Annotated in this window: 15 protein-coding genes and 1 pseudogene; 13 read left to right on the plus strand and 3 right to left on the minus strand. The window is 61.2% G+C overall.

Annotation, left to right across the window (positions count from 1 at the left end; all coding sequences use genetic code 11):
- Nucleotides 1-185 precede the first annotated feature (185 nt).
- The 3 genes and pseudogenes from RB548_RS10645 to RB548_RS10655 all read left to right on the plus strand — a co-directional run.
- Nucleotides 186-557, plus strand: a pseudogene (locus RB548_RS10645) (cupin domain-containing protein); the annotation flags it as partial.
- 978 nt (nt 558-1,535) lie between these two features.
- Nucleotides 1,536-2,066 (plus strand): YcnI family copper-binding membrane protein, encoded by a 531-nt coding sequence (locus tag RB548_RS10650; protein WP_331371293.1) that lies wholly within the window; start codon nt 1,536-1,538, stop codon nt 2,064-2,066.
- A gap of 74 nt (nt 2,067-2,140) precedes the next feature.
- The gene (locus RB548_RS10655; protein ID WP_331374937.1) at nt 2,141-3,745 is read left to right on the plus strand and encodes a copper resistance CopC/CopD family protein; all 1,605 of its coding nucleotides are present in this window, start codon (nt 2,141-2,143) and stop codon (nt 3,743-3,745) included.
- 89 nt (nt 3,746-3,834) lie between these two features.
- On the opposite strand, the gene RB548_RS10660 is transcribed toward RB548_RS10655, so the two are convergent.
- Nucleotides 3,835-5,592: an adenylate/guanylate cyclase domain-containing protein gene (locus RB548_RS10660; protein WP_331374938.1), complete on the minus strand. Its 1,758-nt coding sequence runs from the start codon at nt 5,590-5,592 to the stop codon at nt 3,835-3,837.
- Nucleotides 5,593-6,161: 569 nt separating this feature from the next.
- Between RB548_RS10660 and RB548_RS10665 the strand changes: the two genes are divergently transcribed.
- Genes RB548_RS10665 through RB548_RS10695 form a run of 7 tightly spaced genes read left to right on the plus strand, consistent with a single transcriptional unit; the run spans nt 6,162 to nt 13,969 of the window.
- Nucleotides 6,162-7,166, plus strand: coding sequence for an ABC transporter substrate-binding protein (locus RB548_RS10665; protein ID WP_331371294.1), 1,005 nt, complete (start codon nt 6,162-6,164; stop codon nt 7,164-7,166).
- A gap of 42 nt (nt 7,167-7,208) precedes the next feature.
- Complete coding sequence (locus RB548_RS10670; protein ID WP_331371295.1) at nt 7,209-8,219, plus strand: ABC transporter substrate-binding protein; 1,011 nt, start codon at nt 7,209-7,211, stop codon at nt 8,217-8,219.
- Nucleotides 8,220-8,257: 38 nt separating this feature from the next.
- Nucleotides 8,258-9,268: an ABC transporter substrate-binding protein gene (locus RB548_RS10675; protein ID WP_331371296.1), complete on the plus strand. Its 1,011-nt coding sequence runs from the start codon at nt 8,258-8,260 to the stop codon at nt 9,266-9,268.
- A 26-nt stretch (nt 9,269-9,294) separates the two neighbouring features.
- Nucleotides 9,295-9,849: an SCO family protein gene (locus tag RB548_RS10680; RefSeq protein WP_331371297.1), complete on the plus strand. Its 555-nt coding sequence runs from the start codon at nt 9,295-9,297 to the stop codon at nt 9,847-9,849.
- Nucleotides 9,815-12,448: a GAF domain-containing protein gene (locus RB548_RS10685; RefSeq protein ID WP_331371298.1), complete on the plus strand. Its 2,634-nt coding sequence runs from the start codon at nt 9,815-9,817 to the stop codon at nt 12,446-12,448. The genes RB548_RS10680 and RB548_RS10685 overlap by 35 nt, the downstream gene beginning before the upstream one ends.
- Nucleotides 12,445-12,810, plus strand: a complete 366-nt coding sequence (locus tag RB548_RS10690) for a response regulator (protein ID WP_331371299.1) — start codon at nt 12,445-12,447, stop codon at nt 12,808-12,810. The genes RB548_RS10685 and RB548_RS10690 overlap by 4 nt, the downstream gene beginning before the upstream one ends.
- Nucleotides 12,811-12,823: 13 nt before the next feature.
- Complete coding sequence (locus RB548_RS10695; RefSeq protein ID WP_331371300.1) at nt 12,824-13,969, plus strand: response regulator; 1,146 nt, start codon at nt 12,824-12,826, stop codon at nt 13,967-13,969.
- 239 nt (nt 13,970-14,208) lie between these two features.
- Here the strand turns inward: RB548_RS10695 and RB548_RS10700 are convergent, their stop codons facing one another.
- Entirely contained in the window at nt 14,209-15,177 is a 969-nt protein-coding gene (locus tag RB548_RS10700; protein WP_331371301.1) for an ABC transporter substrate-binding protein, read from the minus strand.
- Between the two features lie 860 nt (nt 15,178-16,037).
- On the opposite strand from RB548_RS10700, the gene RB548_RS10705 reads away from it, so the two are divergent.
- The 3 genes from RB548_RS10705 to RB548_RS10715 all read left to right on the plus strand — a co-directional run bounded on the left by RB548_RS10705 (nt 16,038) and on the right by RB548_RS10715 (nt 18,492).
- On the plus strand, nt 16,038-17,009 hold the full coding sequence (locus tag RB548_RS10705) for an ABC transporter substrate-binding protein (protein WP_331371302.1): 972 nt from the start codon (nt 16,038-16,040) through the stop codon (nt 17,007-17,009).
- Nucleotides 17,010-17,155: 146 nt separating this feature from the next.
- Entirely contained in the window at nt 17,156-18,298 is a 1,143-nt protein-coding gene (locus RB548_RS10710) for an MBL fold metallo-hydrolase (protein ID WP_331371303.1), read from the plus strand.
- Between the two features lie 65 nt (nt 18,299-18,363).
- Nucleotides 18,364-18,492 carry a hypothetical protein gene (locus RB548_RS10715; protein WP_331371304.1) on the plus strand — a complete coding sequence of 43 codons (129 nt, stop codon included), beginning with the start codon at nt 18,364-18,366 and terminating at the stop codon, nt 18,490-18,492.
- 159 nt (nt 18,493-18,651) lie between these two features.
- Here the strand turns inward: RB548_RS10715 and RB548_RS10720 are convergent, their stop codons facing one another.
- Nucleotides 18,652-19,551, minus strand: a complete 900-nt coding sequence (locus RB548_RS10720; RefSeq protein WP_331371305.1) for an alpha/beta fold hydrolase — start codon at nt 19,549-19,551, stop codon at nt 18,652-18,654.
- Between the last annotated feature and the right edge of the window lie 139 nt (nt 19,552-19,690).

Here is a 19,690-nt window from a genome sequence, read left to right on the forward strand (position 1 = left end):
GGGACGCGAGCCCACACGCCCTGGCAGCAAATGGGGCTGCAAGACGCGATGATGGCTTTCTCCGAAGTTCGCACGGATGACCGAGGAACGCTTGCTTGGACTTGGCCCGCGGATCTAATCTGAACGCTTCGCGGGCCTGCCCCAGCGCGCAGCCGAGGCATAAGGGCCCGGCGATACAGGGAGGTGACATCAAGTGGGGTCCGGCCCCCAAGGTGCTTCCTGCCGGAGCAGAAGCGGCGGTCTTGTTCGGCGATCCCGCCAAGGAGGGCTTGTTTGCCCTCAGGCTTAAAGTGCCGTCCGGGTATGCGGTTCCGCCGCACACCCATCCTGTGGATGAGGTGGTCACAGTCATATCAGGGACTTTCAATCTTGGAATGGGCGAAACCGCGGATAAGGGTTCCGCCCAGGCGCTGCCTGCGGGCAGCTTCTTCGCGCTACCGCCCGGCACCGCGCATTTCGCCTACTTCGACGAGGAAACGGTGATCCAGATCACCACCAATGGCCCCTGGGGCCTCAAGTATGTCAATCCGGCGGACGATCCACAAAAGTCGCAGTAGCCAGCCGCGGACTTGAAGGCCAACTACCCCCCGCCGCGTACAGCGCCGCGCGTCTTATCAGACGCGCAAAGGACGCTGTAGCACTTTGAACTGCTGCATGTTTTTATCCTTAAATCGGCGACGATTTAAGGAAACATGCAGCAGCGCGGCGGGGCTTTCGCCTCCCACCAAATGCGGCCTGGTCCATCCTGTATGAGCCGTTGCGTCACGGGTACCGTGGTACCCGAATGCCGGCTATTTTTCCTCGATCTTGTTTGATCGAGAGCATATTCAAGCGGGTTCTCCGATGCTAGACGAGTGATCGATCGGAGCAAATCATGCTGAAGCACCTGCGCAGTAGAAAGAGCATTTGGATGGCGCTTGTCGCCGCCTGCCTGCTCGTTCTGCAGGCTGCAAGCGGAGTTGCTGCCAGCCCCACGCCGGTCGGGTTGGATACCTTCGGAAACCCGCTTTGCATCTCGGACGCGACCCACGGGCATCACGAGCAGGCGCCATCGACCGATCACTCGGGAATGCCGGATTGCTGCACGCTCGCTTGCGGGATGTTTGCTCATCCGGCGGTCCCGGGGAGACAGCTTTACGTATTTGACGCGCCGTCCGTGGCGCCCGTCGATCTCCCTGTAGCAAGGGATCGTGCCGCCGTTCCGCAAAGGCTCGAAGAGTTTCAAGGAAGCCCGAGAGCGCCTCCTCACCAGATGCGAGACCATCTGCGTCGCGCTGATTTCGCGAACGCTTAGTCGCTCAGCGCATCCAATCCAATATGAGCCGACCAACAGCGCCTGGCACCCGCAGGCGGAAGACACTCGGCATCTTGTCAGGCCCCACTGCATGATTCCTTAAATCGGAATCGATTTAAGGAAAAATCATGCAGCATTTCAAAGTGCTACAGCGACGTTAGCGCGTCCGATTGGACGCGCTGCGCTGTAGGGCCGCTTAAATCACCGCCGCGCTGAACCGCCGGCGACATGGAGAAGAAATATGTTCAAGACGTTCATTACGACCGCAGCCATACTGGCGCTTGGAAGCGGCGCCGCGCTGGCGCATGTCAGCCTGCAGGTCAAGGAAGCGCCTGTCGGCTCGACCTACAAGGCGATCCTGCAGGTACCGCACGGTTGCGAGGGCAAGCCGACGACGACCGTCCGGGTGCAGATCCCCGAAGGCGTCATTGCGGTCAAGCCCCAGCCGAAGGCCGGTTGGACCGTCGAGAAGGTCAAGGGCGCCTATGCCAAGTCCTATGATTACTACGGCACGCCGACCAGCGAGGGGGTGAAGGAAATCATCTGGAGCGGCGGAAACCTCGCCGACGACGAGTATGACGAATTCGCCCTGCGCGTCTTTCTGACCCCCGACCTCAAAGCCGGCGAGACGCTGTATTTCCCGGTGGTGCAGGAGTGCCCCGGTGGCCTCGCGGAGCGCTGGATCGAGATTCCCGCCGCCGGGCAGACCTCCGACGACCTCGAACTGCCGGCGCCGGGTTTGAAACTGCTTGAAAAAGTCTCTGGACATTGAGCGCCGAATATTGAGGCAATCAAGCCGGCGCCTCGGCGCCGGCTCCATTCCGACTTCAGGATTATCCGGTGAATATGCTCGCGGCCATGAAACTCCCGCCCGGTCTTAGCCGGGTAGCTGCCGCCGCTCTGGCCTGGCTTTTCCTGGCAACGGCAGCCCTTGCCCATGCGTCACTGACCGCGACCGAGCCGCGGGACGGCGCGGTCGTTCCTACCGCGCCCACAACACTTGCGCTGTCGTTCAGCGAACCCGTGTCCCCTCTGGCGTTGAAGCTGGTCAAGCCGGATGGGTCCGCGGTCGCGCTCGAGCGGTTTTCGCTCCGGGATCGCACGGTGGAAATCGAAGTACCGCCTGACCTTTCCGCTGGCACGCACGCCCTTTCCTGGCGCGTGGTCTCCGAAGACGGACACCCGGTCGCAGGCTCGATCGTTTTTTCCATAGGCTCGCCTAGCGGGTCGAGCTATGCCGGCGAAGAGATCGACTGGCAGGTGCGCGCCACACTCTGGCTAGGCCGGATCGCGCTTTATGCGGGCCTGTTCTTCGGCGTCGGAGGCGTCTTCGCCTTGAACTGGTTCCTGCAAGGAGCGCGCGCAGGGCTGCGGTTCATCGCGGCAACGCTCGCCATCGGGCTTGCCGGGACCGCTTTGTCCGCAGGGTTTCAGGGACTGGACGCGCTTGGCGTGCCGCTTTCGGCCCTGGCCGAGCCTCGGCTGTGGTCGACCGGGCTCGAAACAAGCTTCGGCAGGACCGTTGTCGTGATGACCGCCGCGCTTGCTCTTGCAGGCGTCGCGCTCGTCTCGCGCCGGCAGCAGGTCGCGCGGTGGACGTCGCTCCTGGCGCTGATCGCGGGTTCGCTCGCTCTCTCCCTCAGCGGCCACGCCAGCGCCGCCGACCCGCAATGGCTGATGCGCCCGAGCGTCTTCCTCCATGCAATCGCGATCACGCTGTGGGTCGGTGCCCTGGTGCCCATCGCAAGGCTGCTCCGGGCCGGCCACGCGCATGCGCTCAAGGCCCTGCATCGCTTCTCTGTCTTTATCCCCTTCTCCGTCGCCGTTCTCGTGGCGGCGGGCATCGTGCTGCTGGTCGTGCAGGTGGGACAGCCCTCGGCACTCCTCGCCACGGCCTATGGCAATATCTTTCTGGTCAAGCTCGCCCTCCTCCTCATTCTTTTCGCCTTGGCGGCAATCAATCGATGGGTGCTGACCGATCGCGTCGAAACCGGCGATCAAGGCGCCGCCCGGTATCTCGTGCGCTCGATCGCCGCCGAGACGCTTCTGGTGCTGCTGGTCTTCGGCGTGGCGGCTTCGTGGCGTTTCACGCCGCCGCCGCGGGCGCTCGTGACGGTCGCTGCGGAGCCCGCCTCGGTCCACATTCACGGAGAGAAGGCGATGGCGGAAGTAACGATCACACCCGGCCGACCGGGACCGGTGGAAGCCTCTGCCCTCATCATGGCCGGCGACTTCTCCGCCCTTGACCCGAAGGAGGTCACCCTCGTCTTTTCCAACCCGTCGGCCGGCGTCGGCGACATAAAACGCAAGGCGAGCAAGGCGACAGATGGAACCTGGCGCACGTCCGACCTCCTGCTGCCCCTCCCCGGCCTCTGGAAAATCAGGCTCGACATATTGATCAGCGATTTCGAGATCACCCGGATCGAGGGGGAGATTCAGATCGGGCCGTAGCCGCATGCAGCCGATATCGGGTCCACCTTCAGACCTCTACCGCTAACGCCACAAGGGCGCGTTTCGACCCGAAGCGCTTGGCGGCTGGGTCACGCCGCCAAGCCTGCCTTGCGCAGGCCAATCGTGAACTTCTCGGCATCACCGGGGTCCTGGAATGGTAGGCGGCCTATATGCTCAAGGGGGGAGTATCCTGGATTGACCTCCTTGAGCTTACGCCAAACCTCGCGGGCTTCATCGAGCTTGCCCAGATGGCCCAGTGCCGAAGCGAGAAATGCGCGCGACAGATCCGTGGTCGGGTTGACGGCGATCCTGTCGCGGAACAGCGCGGCCGCTTTTTCGTAGTCGCCGGCCACGAAATGGGCCGTGCCGAGGAAGTGTAGGTATTGCTGCTGAACCACCGGATCGAGGCGCATGGCGCGTTCAATGTAGGGGATCGCCAGTTCCGGCTCCCCTGTATAGATGTGAAAGACGCCGCGCATATTGAGAGCGGAGGCGAAATTGGGGTTGAGCGCCAATGCGCGGTCGGCTTCATCGGTCCAGCGGTGATAATCCCTCCTGAACATGGCGACGAGGGAAACCACGAAATGGGTGAAAGGGTCCTGATCGTCCTTGGCGATCGCCTCGCTGGCGAAGCGCTCGGCCTGGTCGAGCGACGTCTCAGGCGCGCCACTCCAGTGGTTCTGATAATCGAGCACATAGGCCATGCCGAGGCCCGCATGGGGGGCGGCGTAGTCCCGATCGAGCGCGATCGCCTGTCGGAAGCACGCCGTTGCCTGATCGAACATCTCGCGATCTTTCTTGACGCTGCTCAGGAACTCCCGCCCGCGCAAGAACAGATCATGGGCGTCGACGTCCTTCGTGCCGGACTCGGCGCTGCGCGGTTTTTCCGCTTCGCTGAGTGTGACCTTCAAGGCGGTCACGATCTGCTGCGTGATATCGTCCTGGACCTCGAAGATATCGGTCAACTCGCGGTCATAGCGCTCAGCCCAGACATGGCCGCCGCTCGATCCGTTGATCAACTGAGCCGTGACGCGAACCCGGTTGCCGGCCTTGCGAATGCTGCCTTCAAGCGCGAATTTGACGCCGAGCTCGCGGCAGACATGCGGGACGCTGAACGCCTTGTCCTTGTAAACGAAAGCCGAGTTGCGGGCGATGACGAACAGGCCGGAGATTTTGCTGAGGTCGGTGATGATGTCTTCGGTCATTCCGTCGCTGAAATATTCCTGATCGGCATCGCGGCTCATGTTGTTGAAGGGCAGAACGACCATCGATGGCCTGTCCGGCAGCGGCCCTTCCATAGGAACGGCCTTGGGACCGGTCGCCGCGGCGTCGCGCAGCCAGCGCCAAACGCGAACTGGCCGATCGATGTTCTTGACCTGCTGCTTTCCGAGATCCTCGAACCGAAGCCCGAGGCGATCGCGCACCTGGTCATGGACTGCCCCGGAAACGTAAACGCCGCCCGGTTCGGCGAGCGACTCTAGGCGGGCTGCGACATTGACTCCGTCGCCATAGATGTCCTCGCCATCGATGGCCACATCACCCAGATTGATGCCGACACGGAATTCGATCCGTTGCCCTTCCGGCACGCCGGCGTTGCGATCAGCTATCGCCTGCTGCAATTCGGTCGCCGCCCGAACGGCCTCCACGACGCTCGGGAACTCTGCCAGCAAGCCGTCACCCATGAGCTTGACGATACGCCCATGATGTTCCGCGATCTTCGGTGCAATCAGGTCAGTGCGCAGCGACTTGAGCGCCGCGAGTGTCCCGTCCTCATCAGTCCGGATCAGACGCGAGTAGCCAACTACGTCAGCGGCCATAATGGCGGCGAGGCGGCGTTCCAAACCGATTTCCTCCCGCCTGACAGAGTAGTGGATCGCGAGCCGAGAATCCACGAAAGTGTTGCGCCGGCACGTTCTGGAGACCCGAAGCGGCGCGTCTCGGCGAAGCGCTACTCACTGGCCCTGGGTGAAGGCCAAAGTTCGACCCGAAGCCGTCATTCACAATACAGGGCCGGAATTTCCGGTGTTGCCCGAACAGTAGACATTTTTCATTTCCTCTGACCTAGGTCTGAATCGGATGCGGCGGCTGAGCCCTCGGGGTACTGAACTCCTCGCAATCGCCGTCGCGCGACTTCACCGTCGGACCGAAGGCGAGGCCACGCCTGCAAACAGCGAGTTGGCCGCTTGGTGTTCGCAGTAAGGCAGAGCTTTTCCCTCGCTAGCGGTACGGACAAGGCGTATAGTTGTTGATTGTTGCGGGCACTTCAGATCAAGCGATACAGACCTTTGGCTTGAGGTCAGGCGGACTTTACATTCGTAATTGCTTGGGCCGCTCACAGGCGTGGGCTTCCTGTTGAAATAGTCTTTCGCGCGATTCTGACGGGCATCTTCCTTCTTGTTGGAGAGGGGGCGTTCCGATGCAGATCATCCAGAGCCGCCGCTCTTTTCTGGCCGGCTTAGCGGCAGCTGGCGCCGCTGGTCTGACCGGCGCAGTATCGTTTGCGGCTGAGGCGCCATTGGAAACCAGCACCATCCGATTGGCAAAGATCAGGGGCATCTGCATCGCCCCCCAGTACGTCGCCGAGGAGCTGCTGCGTTTGGAGGGGTTCAGAGACGTCCGCTTTGTGATGGCGGAAGCAGGCTACGGCACGTCCGAGACGATCGCGCGCGGTGATGTGGACTTCAGTTTGAACTTCGCTGCACCACTTGTCCTTGCGATCGATGCGGGCAACCCGATCACCCTGCTGGCGGGCGTGCATCCCGGTTGCTTCGAGCTGTTCGGAAACGAAAGCATTCGCGGCATCACAGACCTGAAGGGCAAAACTGTAGGCATACAAGGCCTGGGTTCAACGCCACAAGTGTTCGTGACCAGCATGGCTGCCTATGTCGGGCTTGACCCCCAAAAGGACATCCGCTGGGTGACCGATCCATCCGTCAGGCCCATGGAGCTTTTCATCAAAGGAAAAGTCGACGCGTTCCTTGGCTTTCCACCCGAACCTCAGGAACTGCGCGCCCGCAACATCGGCCACGTAGTCGTAAACAGTACCATCGATCGTCCCTGGTCGCAGTACTTCTGTTGCATGCTCGCAGGCAACGCGGACTTCGTACGGCACAACCCCGTCGCCACCAAGCGCGTGTTGCGCGCCATTCTCAGGGCGGCAGACCTATGCGTCGCCGAGCCGCAGCGCGTCGCGCGCCAGATCGTCGATGGCGGATTCACCGCCAACTATGATTATGCCCTGCAGACGATGAGCGAGGTGCCTTACGGCAAATGGCGCGAATACGATCCCGAGGACACGATTCGGTTTTACGCCCTGCGGCTGCGTGAGTCCGGCATGGTCAAGTCGAGCCCGCAAGAAATTATTACCAATGGCACCGATTGGCGCTTCCTCAACGAAGTGAAACGCGAGCTGAAGACGTAAGCGGGTGGCCGGCGCGCTCTTTCGAAAGGAAGGAGGTCCCCAATGCAGATCATTCAAAATCGTCGCACTTTTCTGGCCGGTGTGACGGCGGCCGTAAGTGCAGAGCTGCTCAAGGTCCGGCCGTCCAGCGCCGCTGCGGAACAGGCCCCGGAAACCACCACCGTTCGTCTGGGCCGGTTCACCGATGGCCCTTACTGCTGGGCAGCGCTCTTCCTCGCAGGCGAGCTGATGCGCGCCGACGGGATAACCGATGTCCGATACGTGCCGGGCGACACGACCGTCGACAACACCGAGTGGCTCACCTCCGCCGTCACGGACTTCGATTTCAATATGCCCTCGATGCATATCCGCAGCATCGAGTCCGGCGCGCCCATCAAGATGCTCACCGGAGTGCACACTGGTTGCTGGGAGTTGCGGGGCAATGACCGCGTCAACAGTGTTGCCGACCTGAGGGGCAAGCGGGTCGGGATTTGGGCCTTCAACGACCACCCGCACGTTTTCCTCAGCCTTATGATTAACTATGTGGGGCTCGATCCGGTTCGCGAGATCGAATGGGTGCTGGGCGCCTCTCCGATGCAGGATTTCATCGAGGGCAAAGTCGATGCCTTCCTTGCCGGCACCACCGAGTTCCCGAAAATCCGGGCGGAAAGGATTGGCCACACGATCGCCGACAACGGAGTCGATCGACCTTGGTCGCAATATTACTGCTGCATGGTCGCGGGCAGGACGGATTACATTAACAGGTATCCTGCCGCGACCAAGCGCATCCTGCGCGCCATTCTGAAGTCCGTGGACTTCTGCGCGTCAGACCCCGCTGGAGCGGCGCACGCGCTGGTCGAACGAGGCTTCCTGTCGAGCTACGACATCGCACTAACAACCCTGCAAGAGACCGGCCACGACAAGTGGCGCGAATACGACGCCGAGGACTCGGTGCGCTTCTACGCATTGCGCATGCAGGAAACGGGCATGATCAAATCGAGCCCCCAGCAAATCATTGCCGAGGGTACGGACTGGCGCTTCCTCAATGAGTTGAAACGCGAGCTGAAGACGTGAGCGGGTGGCCGGCATACTCTTTTGAGGGAGGGAGCCGCATGCAAATCGTGCAAAATCGACGCACTTTCCTCGCCGGCGCTGCGGCAGCTGGCGCCGTTGGCTTCCTTGGCACGACGGCACAGGCTTGGGCCGAACCGGGGCTGGAGACCACGACGGTGCGTCTGCCGAAGACCTTCCGAGCTCTTTGCGAGGCTCCCAAGAATGTCGCGGCTGCGTTGTTGCGTGTCGAAGGTTTCACCGACGTGCGCTACGTAGAACCGCCAATCGAAGCGGACTTCTTTGAGCTGCTCGCAAGCGGCGAGCTGGACTTCGTGGTCGATTTCCCGCCCCCGCATATCAAGGCGATCGAAACCGGTTTGCCAGTCAAGGTGCTGACCGGCCTGCACTCCGGCTGCATCGAGGTGATCGCCACCGACAGCGTCCGGAGTATCTCCGACCTCAAAGGCAAGAGGGTGGGCGTATTTGCATTGACATCGGCGCCGCATATGCTGGTAGCCCTTATGGCTGCTTACGTCGGTCTCGATCCAGCCAAGGACATCCAATGGATCGAGAGTCCGGATGCCGGGGCCATGCAACTCTTCAACGAAGGAAAGATCGATGCCTTCCTCGGGGTCCCGCCGGAACCGCAGGAGCAGCGTGCCCGTAACTTCGGGCACACGATCGTCAACACGACTCTTGACCGGCCATGGTCGCAGCATTTCTGTTGCATGCTTGCGAGCAGCGCGCAATTTGTCGAGAGATACCCGATAGCGACCAAACGCGTACTGCGGGCCATTCTCAAAGCCGCCGACCTTTGCGTGTCTGATCCGGAGCTCGTCGCGCGGCTCTCCGTTGATGGCAAATTCACCGACCGATACGACTATGCGCTGCAGGGTTTACGTGCCGCGCGTTACGACCGGTGGCGGGAGTTCGATCCCGAGGACACACTGCGCTTCTACGCACTGCGGATGCACGAAGTCGGCTTCATAACGACCAGTCCCGATGAAATCATCGCGGAGGGCACGGATTGGCGCTTCGTGAACGAACTGAGGCGTGAGTTAAAGTCATGAGGAGGTGGCCAGCACAGATTCTGCTGTTGGCGCTGCTTGCCGGGCCATCGCAGGCGCATGATGCATCGCAAGCCCAGCGCTTGCCGACTATCGGAGCGGCGCCGGACTTTACCCTGACGTCGCAGGACGGCGTGTCTGTGTCACTCCGCGACTTTCGCGGCAAAGTGGTCGCCGTCGCATTCATCTTTGCTTCCTGTGCCGACATTTGCCCGATGCTGACTGACAACATGGCGCGTGTGAAGGACGCGCTGGGCCCTTTATTCGGCCCGCAGATCAGCTTCGTTTCGATCACCGTCGACCCGGAGCGGGATACGCCCGAAGTGCTGAAGCAATACGCGCAGAATTTCGCCGCCGATGTGAAGGGCTGGTCGTTCCTTACCGGCGATCCGGCAGTCGTCCATGAGACAGGACGGAAGTACGGCGTAATCGCGAGGAAGACAGCAAACGGCGACGTCGACCATACCCTGCTGACGTCGCTTGTGGACCGTAATGGCAGCTTGCGCGTGCAGTATATCGGCGCCAGTTTCGACTTGGAGGAGTTCCGAAGTGATCTTCTCAGCCTTGTGGATGAAGCCCGGTAGTGTCGCAAGCCCGCTGATCAGTTGGGTTGCGCGTCTGCCGGTGCGCGTCCAGACCAAGCTCCTGATTGCGTTCCTGTCGATCGTCGGACTGCTGATCGTGCTCGGAGCGGTCGGGTTGCAGGTGTTGAGCGGGGTCAACGATCAGACAACCGAGCTGATCAAACTGCAGCGCAGGATCGCAGCCTATCGCCAGGTCCAGCACGACACGACCAACCAGCTCTACAGCATCTCCACGGCACTTTTGCTGCAAGACGAGAGAATGCTGGATGCGGCGCTGCGCCAGCTCAGCCAGTTCGGTTACGATCTCGACCGCATGGAGTTCGTCGCCACAAGCGAGGTGGGCGTGCTCGGTCAGGTACGGCTCGAGTATGACCGGTTTACAGCTGGCGTGATGCGCGTCGTGGAGCTCATCCGCTCCGGCCGCACAGAGGAAGCACGTAAAGTCCAGCTGAATGAGATCATGCCGTCGGCCGACCGGCTTGAACGGCTGACAAATCAGCTGGTCAACATGGCCGAAGCTGACATGGTGACGGCAATCGAGGTGACGGAGGGAGCCTACGATACCTCACGACTGGTCGTAGTGTCCTTTGCCGTCGGTAGCATCCTGTTGGCACTAGGCCTTGGCTACGTCATCTCCTGGTCGCTGGTCGACCCCGTCAAGAAGATCGAGGCGCGTTTGCGTCAGATCGCGGCCGGCGACTTTGCCCAACAGGTTGCGGTCGGCAACCGGGACGAGCTTGGTGCGCTCGCCGACAATGTCAACCAGACCTCAGCGCAACTCGGACGGCTGTACCTTGAAATCGAGACCCGCAACCGAGAGCTGACCGAAACGCTTGAACAGCAGATGGCGACGAGCGCGATTCTCCGCACGATCGCCGCTTCCCCGACCGACATTCAACCCGTCCTGAATGCCGTTGCCGAGAGCGCGGCAAAGCTCTGCGACGCTTACGACGCGGCCATCCTCCTGAAAGACGGTGAGTCACTGGCATGGAGGGCGCATTATGGCCCAATCCCGATTGACTTCGTCAAATGGCCGATCGGTCGCGACTGGGTTTCCGGTCGCGCCTTTGTTGACCGGAAGACCGTGCATGTAAGCGACCTTACCGCCGCAGGCGATGATTTCCCTGCGGGCCGGCAAATGGCGATGCGGCTTGGCCATCGGACCACCCTTGCCACTCCGCTCCTGCGGGAAGAGGAAGCCATCGGAGCTCTGGTGATCCGGCGAGTCGAGGTTCGGCCATTCGACCGCAAGCAGATTGAACTGCTCACCACCTTCGCCGACCAGGCGGTGATCGCGATCGAGAATGTGCGTCTGTTCCAGGAGGTCCAGGCGCGCACGGCCGAACTCGCGCGCTCCGTCGCCGAATTGGAAGCGCTCGGAGAAGTCACCAAGGCGGTCAATTCGACGCTTGATCTGGACACGGTATTGCAGACGATCGTAGCAAAGGCCGTGCAACTCTCGGATACGGATGCGGGTACTATCTATGTGTTCAGCAGCACCAGGCAACAGTTCCGACCGCGTGCAACTTATGGAATGAGCGACGAGCTCGTCGCCGCCATATCTGGACAGCCCATCTCCCTGAATGATCCAGGGATCGGTGATGCCGCACGGCGCCGCGAACCGGTGCAGGTGCCCGAACTCGGTGAAGGAACGCCGACACCCGTTCAAAAAATCATCCGCGACGCTGGATATCGCGGCGTCCTGATAGTTCCATTGCTGAGGCCCAACAAGATTGTTGGCGCTCTCGTCGTCAGGCGCCGCAAACCCGGAGAATTCGACGAGCGGGTTGTTCACCTGATGGAAACCTTTGCCGCCCAGTCGGTGCTCGCCATTCAAAACGCCAAGCTGTTCCGCGAGATAGAGGAAAAGGGCCAGGAACTCGAGGCCGCTAGCCGTCACAAGTCTCAGTTCCTCGCGAATATGAGCCACGAGTTGAGGACGCCGCTCAACTCGGTTCTGGGCTTCACCGAGCTTCTGGTCGACGGCATTTACGGTGAGCTTCCGGACAGGGCAAAAGCGACGGTGGCGCGCGTGCAGGCCAACGGTCGCCATCTTCTGGGTCTCATTAACGACGTGCTGGATCTTTCGAAGATCGAATCCGGCCAGCTCACACTGACCTTTGAGGATTATTCCCTTGGGCAGATCGTTCGAACTACCGCCGCCGCGGTCGAACCGCTGGCGCGGGAAAAGGGCCTGGCGTTCACTACGACAGTTGCGAACGACCTTCCGACCGGCCGCGGCGACGAGCGCCGTCTAACCCAGGTCCTGCTCAATATTGCCGGCAACGCTATCAAGTTCACGGAATCGGGCTCTGTCGACATTCTGGCCAACGCAGCCGACGGCCACTTCGAGATCGTAGTGCGGGACACCGGCCCAGGCATCGAGCCTAAAGACCAGGCGCTCATCTTCGAGGAATTCCAGCAGGTTGACAACAGCAGCACCCGGCAGAAGGGCGGCACGGGTCTCGGTCTGGCTATCTCGAAACGCTTTGTCGAAATGCACGGCGGAGCGATAACCGTGGAGTCGGTGCCCGGTTCCGGTGCGACGTTCCGAATGACGATACCAATCGATGCAGAGGAGCACGTTCAAGCGGCATGAGCAAACGAATCCTGATGGTGGAAGACACCGAAGACAATCGCCAGATCGTGCGCGATCTCATCGCGACCACCGAATATGAACTGATCGAGGCCGCGGATGGTGCCGCCGGCGTGGCGGCTGCGGCGGCGCAGAAGCCGGACTTGATCCTTATGGACATCCAGCTACCGGTGATGGACGGGTATGAAGCGACTCGCCACATCAAGTCCGACCCGGCGCTCCGGCATATTCCGATCATTGCCGTCACCTCCTACGCGTTGTCGGGGGATGAGGCGAAAGCCCTGGCTGCCGGATGTGACGGCTATATCGCCAAGCCGTTCAGCCCGCGCCAACTGCTGGCAAAGGTCCGGGAACTCCTGGCCTGAGGGAGGCTGCGCCATGCACGATCCGCCCCGCATTCTCGCCGTCGACGACACGCCGGAAAATCTCGAAATCCTCCGCATGCGCCTCGAGGTGAATGGCTACGAAGTGGTGACCGCCGCGGACGGCGAAGAGGGTCTTGCAAAAGCACGCGACCTCAAGCCCGATCTCATCCTTCTCGACATCATGATGCCGAAGCTGGACGGCATCAGCGCAGTGCGCCTGCTCAAGAAGGACATTTCGCTACGATCGATTCCGGTCATTCTCGTGACTGCGAAAGCCGACACGCGAGATGTCGTCGAGGGATTGGACGCTGGCGGCGACGACTATCTGACCAAGCCGTTCGAGCATAAGGCGCTGCTGGCGCGCGTCCGATCGATGCTGCGACAGAAGGCGCTTCACGACACCGTCGAGGCCCAGGCGCGGAGCCTTCAGGACCAGGCGGCCCAACTGGCAGCATGGAACCAATCCCTGGAACAGAAAGTGGCGGAGCAGGTCACGGAGATCGAGCGGATGGCTCGGCTCCGACGGTATCTGCCTGCTCAGGTTGCCGATCTCATTGTTGCCGCCGGCAATGGCGACGCGCTTCTCCAAAGCCACCGCCGCGAGGTGACGGTCGTTTTCTGCGATCTGCGCGGCTTTACGGCATTTGCCGAGACTGCCGAGCCTGAAGAGGTGATGACAGTTCTTGGCGAGTACCATTCCTGTCTCGGTGAACAAATCACCCGCCACGGAGGGACGTTGGAGCGGTTCGTGGGCGACGGCATTGTTGTGATTTTCAACGACCCCTTGCCCTGCGCAGGCCATACCGAGCGAGCTGTTTCAATGGCCGTGGCGATGCGTGACGCAATTGACGAGCATTCAGAGCGATGGCGCAAGCGGGGCTATTTGCTCGGTTTCGGAATCGGCATTGCGCGGGGTCATGCAACCATCGGAAAGATTGGCTTCGACCAGCGCTCGGATTATGCGGTCATCGGTACCGTCCCGAACCATGCGGCCCGATTGTGCGAGGAGGCCAGACCTCGTCAGATACTCGTCAGCCAACGGGTCTTCGGCGCCGTCGAGCCATTGGTCGAATCCAGCCCTGTTGGCGACTTGACTCTGAAGGGCTTCCACCGCCCGATGCCAGCCTACGAAATCGTTCGGTGGCTTGGACCGTCATGATGACGTTCATGAGCCCAGGCCGCTCACCTATCGGGGCATAAGTCGGATCGACCGACCACTGGCTGGTAGCTGCGGTCGTGCCTTCGGCACTGCCGCCGGCAAGGAGGCCCACCCACAGCGCCGTGCGTCTTTTCAGACGCACAAAGGACGCTGTAGCACTTTGAATTGCTGCATGTTTTTGTCCTTAAATCAGCTACGATCTAAGGAAACATGCAGTAGCGGCAGAGCACGACGAACTCCTATCCCTTCAACTCCCTCTTCAGTTCGTTGAGGAAACGCCAGTCGGTGCCCTCAGCCAGGAGCTTCTGGGGTGTGCTCTTGAGCATCCCGACTTCGTGGAGGCGCAGGGCGTAGAAGCGCAGGGTGTCCTCAGCGCTATACTCACGCCACTGATAGGGAAGCGCCTTCACGACCTGGAGGGCATGGTCATAGCGCTTAGTATAGCCCTGGTCCACCATGAACTGTGCGGATTGCTCGGGCTCGCTGGCGCAGAAATCCGCCGCTTTCAAGATGGCGCGGAGGGCGCGTTTGGTGGCCACCGGATTCGTGCGGACGAACTCCCGGTTCCCAGCCAGCATGCAGCAGAAGTATTGCGACCAGGGCCGGTCCACGATGCTGCTAATCACCACATGGCCGATCCGCTGCTCCCGCATCTCCTGCGGTTCGGGGGGAAAGCCTAGGTAGGCATCGATCTTCCCCTCGCTTAGGAGCCGGATGGACTCCGGTCCCGGATACGTGACGAAGTGTATGTCTTTGTGGAGGTCCAGGCCCACATAAGCCGTGATCGTGGCGAGAAAGACGAATCGGCTGGAATCCAGCGTTGGTACGGCCACGGTCTTCCCCTTGAGGTCGCGGATCGCCTGGACGCGATCGGTCCCGAACAGCTCAAAGCAGCCGACGTGGAGTCCTGCTAGGATGACGATGGGATCCCCCGCCTCCAGGCGGAGAAGAAGCGGGGCGGCGAAATGCCCATTGATGTCGGCTTCACCGGAGGCGAGGGCCGGCGCGATGTCTGCGGTCCCCCCTCTTTGGAGGTACTGCACATCGGTGAACCCTTCGCTGCGCAGCAGCTCTTCGGCTACATACTGGGGAGCCTGACAGATGCTGGGGATCTTGACGAGCCGGATCCGCGTCGTCTCAGGCGGTGGCTCCGCAGCGGCTCGCCTGGGGTACCAGCCCAGGAGCCCCGCAGTCCCCGCCAGCGTCATCCCACTCAGGAACCTCCGTCTGCTGAACCGTCCAGGGTATAGGGTATGCATGGGTCCCTCCCTTCCAAATGCTGGTCAGCGTGGCACCGAGAACGTACCCATGGACGCCTCTGACCTTGCAGAACGGGTACAGCCTCAAGCGGTTTAAATGCATGGCGAATGATAACACATAGTGCCGCGGATTGGCGCGCGAGCTTGAAGCCTGCGGCTCGGTGCACGGAAGCGAAACAACGCTATCTCCGCGCCATCGAGATAGCTCGCGAGCGGTGGAGGCGCGATCGCTCGCACCGCGAGCGGCTCGCTACCGCCGACCTACACCCGCTTGTCGGGACACGATAATCGCTCTCGCGCGGAGTTCACCGTTGGACCGAAGGCGGGCGCCGGCCACACCGAAGTGCTCTTTCGATGGCCGTGGCGATGCGTGATGCAATTGACGAGCATTCAGGGCAATGGCGCAAGCCGTGATCAGAATGTAAACGCCATAGCCGCCGTTTTCAGGTTAAGTACACATAACAAATTAAGTGTACATTCTCAAATTAAGTACACGTATAACTTTTAGAAATCGTTGGAGTCATGCTCTGGATTGACTGCCAAGCAACATGCAGGACTGTTCGCAGTAACTTGCAACGTTCGTCCGAACTCAGAAAGTGGACCATGGCCGGTGAGTAATCAATGCTTACGTCTTCAAAAATGGCCACGAAAGTGCTTAAATAATTGAGATCGCGTGCACGGATAAGTCTCTTGCACGCGACCGGCGAATGCAGGGGCGTTCTTGTGAGGGCCGTCCGAAGAATCGCAGAGTCTGTCCCCACACGAAAGGGGGGACAATGTCGGGTATCATACTAGATAGACGACGCTTCATGGCATCTGCGGCCGCCGCCGCTGCCGTCGGGCTGATCGGCGGGCCGGGCTTCGCCGATGAGGGGCCGCCCGAGACCACGACAATCCGGCTCGCCTATTACTCGAACATCTGCCTCGCGCCGACTTTGGTGGCCAGGGAACTACTACGCGCGGAGGGGTTCAAGGAAATCCAGTACGTGCGGACCTCCGAGTCCTTTACGGTCCCACAACTCGTGGCCCGTGGCGACGTGCATTTCGCCAGCACGTTCGCGGGAACGCTGGCTTACTACCTGGACAGCGGTTTGCCGATCACAGCGTTGGCCGGTATCCATTCTGGCTGCTATGAACTATTCGCTCATGAACCTGTCCGGACCATTAGCGACTTGCGCGGCAGGAGTGTGGCCATCCAGGAGCTGAACTCTGACGGGCACCACTATCTGGCGATCATGGCTGCGTATGTCGGGCTTGACCCGCAAAGGGATTTCACCTGGGTCACGAGCCCCGAGGGCAACCCAATGAAGCTCTTCGCCGAGGAGAAGGTCGATGCTTTCCTCGCATTCCCACCGGAACCTCAGGAACTGAGAGCCCGCAAGCTCGGTCGAGTGATCATCAGCACGCTCCGGGACAAGCCATGGTCACAGTATCTTTGCTGCGCGCTCTATGGCGGCAGGGATTTCGTTCAGAGCCATCCCATCGCCACCAAACGCTATTTGCGCGCCCTCCTCAAGGCTGCTGATTACTGCGCCGAGGAGCCGAGGCTCGTCGCACGGCAGCTTGCCGGCATGGGGTTCTCTCGTTTCGACTACGCGCTGCAGACGCTCAGTGAGATCCAGTACCGGGGTTGGCGCGAGTACGACCCCGAGGACACGATGCGCTTCTACGCGCTCCGGTTGCACGAGGCTGGCATGATCAAATCCGAGCCGAAGCGGCTCATCGCTGAGGGCACTGACTGGCGGTTCCTTGACGAGCTCAAGCGAGAGTTGAAGGGGTGAGCGCTGCAGCCCCGCGCCTTCCTATCGCGGAATTTCGCGTACCGGAGCGATACCTGCCCAGATTAATGCGTTGAGAGCTCCTCGTGACCTGAATCGCTTGGATGCACACCGCTCTTCGGATGCAGTCATGGAGGAGGTTTGGCGTGATGACCAACGACCAGGACGGCACAGTCGTGCATCGGCGGGATGTGGTTTGCGGTGGCGGCGCGGTCATGTTCAATGCACTGTTGGTTTCATTGCTCGGCGACGCGAGACCAACATGGGCGCAGGGAATCAACGGCCCGATTCCGGAAGTCGACCGCGTAGCGGTCCGGGTTGTTGTCGACAGCTACCAGGTCGCAGTCGCGCCGAGCCTGAAGGCCGACAGCGTCGAAATTCAGCGCTTTGGATGGCCTCTAAGCGATCAGCCGCCGCAGAACGCGATCATCAGCGAATTCGGCCTGTCTTTGCACGCGGAATCGCAGCGCGGTAGCGAAGTCCGAAATGTGCTCGTGGACTTCGGCTTCACGTCCGAGGCCCTGGTCAACAATTCAAAGCTGTTAGGCGTTGATCCTGCCGCTCTCGACGCCCTGGTGTTGAGCCACGGCCACTACGACCACTTCGGCGGGCTCGTCGGCTTCGTGCACCAGAACAGGGGGAAGCTGAAACCGAAACTGCCGCTCTATGTAGGCGGCGAAGAGTGCTTCTGTGCCCGCAGGTGGACCGCGCCACCCTTGAAAGGCAACTTCGGCGTTCTCGACCGTAAAGCGCTTGCGGGGGCGGACGTGACGGTGATCTTCGCCGAAGTCCCGACCCTTGTCGCCGACCATGCCTTTACCACTGGTCAAATCAACCTCGCGAGTTTCGAAAGAGTGCTGTCGCCGAGCGCCATGAAGATCGGCGTGCAGACCGGCATCGGGTGCTATCCGGAACAGTTCAGCGAAGCCGAGCGTCAGCAGGGCGTCATCCCCGACCAGTTCCGCCACGAACTGGCGACGGGCTTCAACCTGAGGGGTCGCGGCCTAGTCGTGTTGACCTCGTGCAGTCATCGCGGGGTCGTCAATGCGATCAAGCGCGCCCAGGCGGTCTCGGGCATCAGCAAGGTCCACGCTGTGATTGGCGGCTTCCACCTTGCACCCCACCCGGTGGAGTACGTGCGCCAAAGCGTTGCCGCTCTGAAGGAGATCGATCCAGACTACGTGATCCCCCTGCACTGTACCGGCGAACCCTTCTACGAGATATTTAAGGCTGAGATGCCAGAAAAAATGCTGCGGTCGTTCACGGGAACCCGCTTCGTCTTCAATGCCTAGCGCTGGCCGGACAAATCCGTCCGCTCGTGCCCAGGCATGGCCGCGGCGCATATTGGGACACGGAATTGGGATGGCGGTGGCACACCTCCGATCTCCTGCTGCCCCTCCCCGGCCTCTGGAAAATCAGGCTCGACATATTGATCAGCGATTTCGAGATCACCCGGATCGAGGGAGAGACCCAGATCGGGCTGTAGTGATGGTTTCGATAGGTCCGCTTTCGGTGACGAAATCAGGAGAGCGGCGATCACCCAAGATGGTAGCTCGAACCTGAATGGGCGGCGGCGGAAGGCAGCGCGCTTGCTTCGCTGCGCCCACCCCCGCTTCATCCGCCGCGCGTGCTGTATGGCGTGTCGTCACAGCGCATCGACCCAGGCGACAATGGCCTTGGTCACGTCGTCCTTGCGGTCCTGCATGATCCAGTGGCCGGCGTGCTCCCAGTAATCGACCTTGGATTTGGGGTGGAGGAACCATCCGCGCATCCGCGCTGCTTGTTCCGGGTCGCGGCACAAGTGGTAGAACGGTACCCTGACTGTCCGCAGGAAATTCTCGCTCTGCTTACCCAACCCCACCTGGTCGGGGCCCAAGAACAGTGGGCCGAAGGATTCGCGTACGGCGTGGCTGGACGTTCCCTGCAGGCGTCGTGCGTGCCAGCGCTTTATTCCGGGGTCGGTGGCCGGATCGTACACGGACTGGAACAGGGCCGGACCGACGAGCCCGGGATCAGCGTGTTGCAGGTCTTGGGCGGTCTTCAAGAAGACGGGGCGCAACGCGTCGGGAAAGCCGAGCGAGCCGTCGACGGAGACGACTGCGCTGACGAGGTCCGGGCGCTTGACGGCCAGGCGGGCGGAGATCTGGCCGCCCATTGAATGCCCCACCAGGATGAACTTCTGGCCCGCGAAATCCGTCTCGATCAGCGCCTCTATGTCGGCGACGTAGTCGGCAGGATTGTAGGTGCCCGAGGGCATGACCTGGGAGCGGCCGTGCCCGCGCAGGTCGGCGGCGACGACCCGGTATGTGCTCTCAAGTGCCGGCAGTTGCCAGGTCCAGTCATGCGAATCGCCGGTCCAGCCGTGGATCAGCATGACGTTGGGTCCGGTCCCGACGTCGGTGTAGAACAGCTTCGCGGTGCGCGCGCCCGTCGCTATAGCGGACGCGCCGATCGCCATGCCGGGCGCAAGTGTGGCCGCGGCCGTCGTCGCCCCCATCAATCTCAGCAAGCCGCGCCGGGAAAAGTCGAGACCTTCGTTCGCCATGTAGTTACTCCTGTTGAAACGCACCGGGTAGCGCTCGACTTGGCGAGCCCGGGACCGAAATTGATCGTCTGCGAAATTGATCGTCTGGAGGCATCAAGATATACGTTGTAAATCTACGATCAATTACGCACCTAGAAGT

The organism is Sinorhizobium chiapasense (assembly GCF_036488675.1).
Taxonomy (GTDB): domain Bacteria; phylum Pseudomonadota; class Alphaproteobacteria; order Rhizobiales; family Rhizobiaceae; genus Sinorhizobium; species Sinorhizobium chiapasense.

Coding starts and splice junctions, on each gene's coding strand:
- RB548_RS10650 (WP_331371293.1), top strand. CDS start 1,536: ATGTTCAAGACGTTCATTACGACCGCAGCCATACTGGCGCTTGGAAGC.
- RB548_RS10655 (WP_331374937.1), top strand. CDS start 2,141: ATGCTCGCGGCCATGAAACTCCCGCCCGGTCTTAGCCGGGTAGCTGCC.
- RB548_RS10665 (WP_331371294.1), top strand. CDS start 6,162: ATGCAGATCATCCAGAGCCGCCGCTCTTTTCTGGCCGGCTTAGCGGCA.
- RB548_RS10670 (WP_331371295.1), top strand. CDS start 7,209: ATGCAGATCATTCAAAATCGTCGCACTTTTCTGGCCGGTGTGACGGCG.
- RB548_RS10675 (WP_331371296.1), top strand. CDS start 8,258: ATGCAAATCGTGCAAAATCGACGCACTTTCCTCGCCGGCGCTGCGGCA.
- RB548_RS10690 (WP_331371299.1), top strand. CDS start 12,445: ATGAGCAAACGAATCCTGATGGTGGAAGACACCGAAGACAATCGCCAG.
- RB548_RS10695 (WP_331371300.1), top strand. CDS start 12,824: ATGCACGATCCGCCCCGCATTCTCGCCGTCGACGACACGCCGGAAAAT.
- RB548_RS10700 (WP_331371301.1), bottom strand. CDS start 15,177: ATGACGCTGGCGGGGACTGCGGGGCTCCTGGGCTGGTACCCCAGGCGA.
- RB548_RS10705 (WP_331371302.1), top strand. CDS start 16,038: ATGGCATCTGCGGCCGCCGCCGCTGCCGTCGGGCTGATCGGCGGGCCG.
- RB548_RS10710 (WP_331371303.1), top strand. CDS start 17,156: ATGACCAACGACCAGGACGGCACAGTCGTGCATCGGCGGGATGTGGTT.
- RB548_RS10720 (WP_331371305.1), bottom strand. CDS start 19,551: ATGGCGAACGAAGGTCTCGACTTTTCCCGGCGCGGCTTGCTGAGATTG.